The organism is Kitasatospora sp. NPDC001159 (assembly GCF_053598235.1).
In genome coordinates, this window is record NZ_JBSFJV010000189.1 from 1 (window position 1) to 6,455 (window position 6,455).

Sequence of the window (6,455 nt, forward strand, 5' to 3'; positions counted from 1 at the left end):
CAGGTACCGGCGCACGCGGCCCCGCTGCTGCGCCGCAAAGGCGGCCGCGCGAGCCCTTTCCAGCTCGGTATTGGCCTTTCCCGTGGCCGCGCCGCGGGCGTCGGCGGCCAGAGCGAGTGAGAGCCTCGCTCCCGCATGCCATGCTGACGCAGCTAAGTCACCAGCTAGGCAACGAACCCTGGAGCACTCTCCACAGGGCGGCCGCGAACACCGCGGTCACCCACGTCCACAGCGCCGAGAACGCCAGGTGGCCCAGGGTGCGGAGGGGATCGCCGCGCCAGAGGCGGGGAGAGAAGACGGCGAACTGGAAGACCCAGCGGGCACCCCAGAACAGGGTCTGGCCGGCCAGGAGGGCGGTCCCGAGCGGCGAGCCCGCGAGGAGCTCACCGGGCAGCGCAAGCGGCAGCAGGCCGAGCAGCACGCAGGCGAGGCCGATGAAGAAGAGGTGCGCGTAGGAGACCTGACGGGTCAGCAGGGTGGTCCCGGCCAGGTCGGCGGGCCAGTCGATCACACGGGGCAGCACCGCGTGGAACAGGCCGATGCCTACCAGTGCGGCGCCGACCAGCCGCAACTGGACCCCCACGTCGAGGAGTTGGTTCACTACTCGGACCTCCGGAAGGCGAACGCGGTGACCAGTGCGGCGATCCGCCGTTCGGCCGCCGGGCGCAGACCCGCCGCGGCGGCGTGGCCGAGCCAGGTGGCCCGCGGCAGGAAGTGCCACGCGCCCGGGCCGTAGACGGCGGTGTTCGCGGCGTCGCGCAGATGCTCGACCAGGACGAGCGAGCCGCCCGGCCGCAGCACCCGGGCCGTTTCGGCGAACAGAGCGGCGCGGTCGGCCGCCCGGCGCAGCTCGTGGGCGGCGAACACGACGAGCACCGAGTCCAGCGAGGCGGGCGCGGCGGGTAGCCCCGCCGGTCGGGCGGCCACGGTGCCGGGCACCGGCGGCAGGCGACGGCGGGCGCGGTGGATCGAACCCTCCGTCATCAGCGCCGGGTCGTATAGATCGGCGATCAGCTGCGGCGCACCCGGATGGCGCGCGGCTATCGGCTGACTCGTCTCGTCGAGGCCCGCCGAGACCACGAGGTGGCGGCCGGGTCCGTCCGGCAGGAGGTCGTCGAGCCAGGCGTAGCCGTGCAGCGCGGAACGGTCGTAGACGTACCAGGTGGCGGCGGTGCTGGCGGCGAGCAGCCAGCCCGCCGCGAGCGCGCCGGCCCGGGCGAGGCGGGCGGCCGGGCGGGGCAGCCGCCGGACCAGCGTCCAGCCGCCGACGGCGGCGAGCGCGCCGCCCGCGTACAGCGGCCAGTTGTAGCCGATCACCTCGCGCATGCCGGACGGGCGGCGCAGCGGGGCTGGGCTCGCGGCAGGCGCCGGTTCCGGAGCGGTCCGGGCCGGCCGTTCTCCCGCGGGCCACTGTCCGGCCGGCCGCTCTCCCGCCGGCCGGACCGGGCTCACCGCGCGCTCCCGTCGAGGGCGCGGCGGCTGCCCGACTCCCAGCCGTAGTCGAGGTCGGCGACGTGGAAGGCGTTGGCGAGCACGGGCTGGCTACCGGCCAGCGGGCCGTGGTCGAAGAACGTCAGCCGGGGCACCTCGACGGCGACCGGTACCGGCTCCCAGTGGGCGCGGACGGCCTTGACGACGATCATCGAGCGGGTCTGCGGCTCGTACTCGAACGTATAGGGCAGCGGTCCGGCGAAGCGGCGCGCGACCCGGGCGTCGGCGAACGGGCTGCTAGCCGGCAGCGGGGCGGGGCGGCCGGCCAGGTTGGCGCGGACGTGCAGGTCGGCCCGACCGTCGGCGCTGAGCACCTTGAACTCCAGGGTGTCGCCGACGACCCGGCCGCCGATCCGGGCGAGCCGGTAGTGGTAGCGGGAGAGCAGGTTGCCGCCCGCGACCATCAGCCGGTGGCCGGTGTCGCTGCGCAGGATCCGCAGGCCGCGCATGGTCCGGCCGCCCGGGGTGGGGAACCGGGTGAACACCCGGTACCCGGTGAGGACGATGTCCGCGCCGAGGCGGGCCGGCAGTCCGGCCGGGCGCAGGCCGCGCGCGTCCACCACAGCGGCCGCGACGAAGCCGTGCTCGGTGCCGTCGGGGGCGGTGTACGTGTCCAGGGTGAGCCCCGGCGGGACCAGTGGCGCGAGCAGCTCGGGCGGCAGGGCGTAGGTGAGGACGAGCGAGTGCGCGAAGTGCGTGCGGATCGGGACCAGATGGCGTTGCAGCAGGTGGCGCACGGTCAGCTCCTCGGAAGCGGGGCGACGGAGGCGGAGGCGGAGACGGAGGCGGGGTTCACGGCTGGACCACCCGGACGACGCCCCAGAGCAGCGAACGGTCCTCGGCGGCGGCACCCGGTCCGGCGGGGCCGGGTTCGCGGATGCTGCGCAGCACGGCGACCCCGCCGGGTCGCACGGCGTGCCGGACAGCGGCGCGCAGCCGCCGAGCGAAGCCGGGCCCGGGGCCGTCCAGCACGTTGGAGAGCGTGACGGCGTCGTAGTGGCCGGCCGGGGACCGTTCCAGGTGTTCGACGGCGTCCCCGGCGACCAGCCGGATCTCCCCGCCGGTGGGCAACGGGCCCTGGCCCCTGGGTGGTTCGTGGCCGAGCAGCAGCCGCCATGCCCACGGGTTGGCGGCATTGGGGTGGCGGGCGAAGCCGCGGGCGAGCCGGGCGCGCAGCACGCTGTCGAACCGGGCCGGTACGACGTCCCGGAAGCCGGGCCGCAGCCCGCCGGCCAGGATGCCGGCCGGGCGGAGCGCGGCGGCGAGGAGCAGCCGCAGGCCGGGTCCGTCGAGTGCGCGCCGCCAGTGCCGGGCCTGCTCGGCCGGGTCGTCGAGGCGCAGGAAGCTCTCCAGCTCGCGCGGGCGCCAGGCGGGCAGCAGGGCGCCTGCGGCGGTGCGGCCAGCGGCGAGGAGGCGTTCGGCCGAGCCGGCGACGGCAGGGGCGCCGGCGCGGAGCCGGGACCGGGCGTAGTCGAGCTGCACGGGGTTGAGGTCGACGGCCGTCACCTGGTAGCCGACGGCGGCCAGCGCGGCGGCCGTGTCCCCGGCGGAGGCGATGCAGAGTACCCGGGCCCCCCGACCCGGCGGTGGGAAGGCGGCCAGTTCGACGGCCGGGTCCTCGTACATTCGGCCGAACAGGACGCGCGGGCCCCGGGGTTGGACGGTGAGCAGTCGGCCGTCGGCCCAGGGTGTGGTCCGGGCATCGTGGGCGTCGCGGGCGGTACGGGCGTCGTCGGCCCTGCGGGCGGTCTCGGTGTTCATGCGGCGGCCGCCCCGGGGCGCCTGCACGGCCGGGGCGGGGCCTGGCCGTGATGGGCGGAGGCGACGGTCCAGACCAGGGCCAGGAAGGCGAGGTCCTGCACGATCAGGCGGCCCGGCTCGGGGATGTGGTCGGCGCCGACGAGCAGGCCGCCTGTGTTGAAGCAGAGCACCAGCGCCGTCTGGATCAGCGCGGCGAGCCGGGCCCGACGCCCGGTCAGCACCCAGGCGGCGAGCGCCAGCTCGGCCAGGCCGATCGCGAGCAGGAGGAGCCCGGCGGCGCCGTCGGACAGCAGCGGCAGGCCCTCGACGATGGCGCGCTGGTCGTCGCGGCCGGGAAAGATCTTGCACCAGAAGCCCTCGTACCCCCACATCAGCGCGACCGCAAGGGTGGCGCAGCGGGTCTGCCAGGGTGTCGACACGGCGGATGGTCCTCTCTGCCGCACCCGGCGCGGGCGGCCGGTTCGAGGCAGCTCGCCGGGGCACGGCGGGGCACGGCGGGGCAGCCCGACACCCGTGGTCAGGGCCGGTCGCTCCCGCTCGCCCCCATCATGGCGTACGCCTTTGAACGCGTTCAACTAGGGGTCCGGGCTGCCGGGCGGGGCGCCCGGCGACCTGTGGGAGGGGCGGCGGCGTGGGCTGGCGGTGCGCTCCTGGCCTGGCACCGCTCTGGAGAGGTGCCGCGCGCGAGCGGGTTCCCGAGAGCGCGGCGCCTCCCGCGTGGGGTGGTCCGGGCGTCGTCGTGCCCGGGCCAAGGGCCGCGCCCCCACCCAGGACGAGGTTCGGGACGGGCGGGCGACGCACGGCACCGCCGGTCGCGTTCAGGGGGCCGTGAACAGCCCGGGGAAGCCCAGGGCCAGCCACGGCCTGCGTCCCCAGGCGAGCACCTTGCCCCGGGCGAGAGCGTCGGTGGCGGTGTAGCGGCCCAGCGCGATGAGGAGGAACGCCACCGGCCCGGTGAGGATCGCCCCGGATCGGGTGGCGCCAGCACGGCGAGAGCAGCGCGATGGCGCTCGCGCTGCTGGCGGGCGTGCTCGTCGACCTCGGTGATCAAGAGGTCCTTGACCGCGACCGCGAGCCGTTGGGCATGGTCGAGCTCGCACGGCCTGTTGTAGCGTCGGCGCGGGGTCTGCCGCCGTTCGCTGCTCCGGGACTGGTGCCGGTTGCCCGCCGGGTACTTGTACGCGCGGCTTCACAGATGCGGCCACGTTTCGCTTCCACACGCCCTTTACGACTTCTGGTTCGTCATGGGCGACGGCGGCCTGGGCTGCGAGCAGGACGGATCCGAGGGCGTTGTCACGGGATGCATCGGCCGGACGAGCACGCCGCAGGGCCTCGCGCAGCTCGGCCTGGACACGGTTGGCGACGGCGTTGACGTCGCGGTGGTCGCCGTGGTCCCCGGTCGGTGCATCAGGGCAGGCGGCACGCGGGGAGTGGGGAAGAGCGAAGGAGGTCGGGCTATTGGGCAGACGGTTGCTGTGCTGCGGTGGCCATGTCGGCGGCGAGAGCCTGGGCGTCATGGTGGGCGCGTTGCCACCAGGCGGCGCCTGGGTGCTGACCTGCGAGGTCGGCGGCGGGCGGCCAGTTCGCGGTAGAGGGCCGGGTGCTGGGTGTCGCTGGCGGCCAGCAGCGAGGAGAGTAGTCACCTCCCAGGCCCAGCGCGCCTTCACCCTCGCCTTCACCGACCCCCAGTCGGCCGCAGACGAGATCGACCTCGCCGAACAGCTCCTCACCGGGCTCGGCCTGCGCCGCGCGGCCGTTCGGCCGCGCGGCGCCCTCCCGACCGCCTGCGTCGTGCTGGCCGCTCTTGCGGGGATCACCCGTCTCGCTGGACACAGCTCCGCGGTCCGATCACAGGACCAGCAGAATCCCGGCCGGACGTGTCGAGTGGCCCGGCGCCGGGGCTGAGCGTCCGGCTCAGCCCCGGCTCACCCGCGCCGTCGGTCGGTGGGATCAGACGAAGGCCCAGTGCTGGTCCGGGTAGGGGCCGCAAGGCCAGGTGTTGACCGCGGCACCGTACGCGGAGGAGGCGCCGGGGATCGACAGGCACCAGTCGTCGACGTAGGAGCGCATCTCGGACGAGCCGAAGCTGGAGTCGTAGACGTTGCGCCACAGTTGATACGCGTTGCCCTGGCTGGCGCCCGGGCCGCAGTAGGTGACCGTCAGCTGCGCGTTGTTGTTGGGCGTGTTGTGGGTCAGGCAGAGGCTCGAATTCTCGCCGAGAACCACGTAGTAGTAGCCCGGGTGGCTGGCGGAGTTGGTGGTCCAGTAGTACTGGTCGCCGTAGCCGCCGCAACCCCACTGGTCGACCGGGGCGCCGTTGTAGTAGTTGTTGCCGGGAATCGACATGCACAGCCCGGTGTACTGGTTCTGCAGGAAGCTGCCCGGCGGCGTTGCCGAGGCGCTCGGCGCGGCGATGCCGGCGGTGACGAGCAGGCCGAGGACGCTGGTGAGCAGCGCGACCAGGCGGATGCGTCGGGTCTTATGGAGCTTGAGCACGGTTGCTTGTCTCCTTATTCTGACGGGGCTTGCCCTGGCGGGGCCGGGGAGAGCCTTCCGGTCGGTTCGGCGCTTCCGCCGCCTGATCCGGCCGGCGGTCCGGCCTGGATCCAGGGAATCGGATGACGTGTTCAGCGTCGAATGATTCGATAGTTCTCGAAGACGCTTGCGTGAGGGGGCTGCTCGTGATCCGGATCGACTTGGGCACGGAGGGCCTAGGCAGGGTTCGGTTCGCCATCTCCCCCGTGGATCCGGCCAAGGACCTGCTCCTCACACTCGCTCAGATCCCGCAAGCGCTGCCCTCCGCCTGGCGCGCCAGGGCCGTTAGAGCGTTATCCGAGCAGCGCTTGGGCCTGCTGGCAGTCATCGCAGGTGGCGGCCCCCACGGTTACGCGCCAGACTTCCTGCGGCCAGAGCCAGCGGGCCCGCGCACCGACCTGGACAGCGCCCTGCATGCCGTCGCCACGACCCCGCCGGAGCGCATCCGTTACGAGCTCGAAAGGGCTCTGAACGGCCACTCCTGGGACCAGACTCCTGGCTCCAGGCCACCCCGGATACTCCTGGCCGCCCTGGAGCGCGGCGAGGCCGAACTGGCTCACCGCGTCGCTGGTGAACTAGGGCGTGTCTCTCCGATCATCTGACTCGTTAGATTGGTATGGCTGGTCGTGGTGATCTGACGGACGAGGAGTGGGCTCGCTTGGAGCCGC

Annotated in this window: 6 protein-coding genes and 1 pseudogene; all 7 read right to left on the reverse strand. The window is 73.9% G+C overall.

The genetic code is table 11. From position 1 onward, the window contains the following. Positions 1–157 precede the first annotated feature (157 nt). The gene (locus ACWC9T_RS40105; RefSeq protein ID WP_449825978.1) at positions 158–601 is read right to left on the reverse strand and encodes a hypothetical protein; all 444 of its coding nucleotides are present in this window, start codon (positions 599–601) and stop codon (positions 158–160) included. Then, complete coding sequence (locus ACWC9T_RS40110; protein ID WP_449825979.1) at positions 601–1,326, reverse strand: class I SAM-dependent methyltransferase; 726 nt, start codon at positions 1,324–1,326, stop codon at positions 601–603. Before ACWC9T_RS40110 ends, ACWC9T_RS40105 begins: the two co-directional genes overlap by 1 nt. A 122-nt stretch (positions 1,327–1,448) precedes the next feature. After that, complete coding sequence (locus ACWC9T_RS40115) at positions 1,449–2,228, reverse strand: DUF2071 domain-containing protein (protein WP_449825980.1); 780 nt, start codon at positions 2,226–2,228, stop codon at positions 1,449–1,451. Positions 2,229–2,283: 55 nt separating this feature from the next. Next, positions 2,284–3,252, reverse strand: coding sequence for a hypothetical protein (locus ACWC9T_RS40120; RefSeq protein WP_449825981.1), 969 nt, complete (start codon positions 3,250–3,252; stop codon positions 2,284–2,286). Beyond that, positions 3,249–3,671 (reverse strand): DoxX-like family protein, encoded by a 423-nt coding sequence (locus tag ACWC9T_RS40125; protein WP_449825982.1) that lies wholly within the window; start codon positions 3,669–3,671, stop codon positions 3,249–3,251. Before ACWC9T_RS40125 ends, ACWC9T_RS40120 begins: the two co-directional genes overlap by 4 nt. A 399-nt stretch (positions 3,672–4,070) precedes the next feature. Continuing rightward, positions 4,071–4,214: pseudogene (locus ACWC9T_RS40130) on the reverse strand (maleylpyruvate isomerase family mycothiol-dependent enzyme); the annotation flags it as partial. A gap of 988 nt (positions 4,215–5,202) precedes the next feature. Beyond that, on the reverse strand, positions 5,203–5,748 hold the full coding sequence (locus ACWC9T_RS40135; protein ID WP_449825983.1) for an RICIN domain-containing protein: 546 nt from the start codon (positions 5,746–5,748) through the stop codon (positions 5,203–5,205). Between the last annotated feature and the right edge of the window lie 707 nt (positions 5,749–6,455).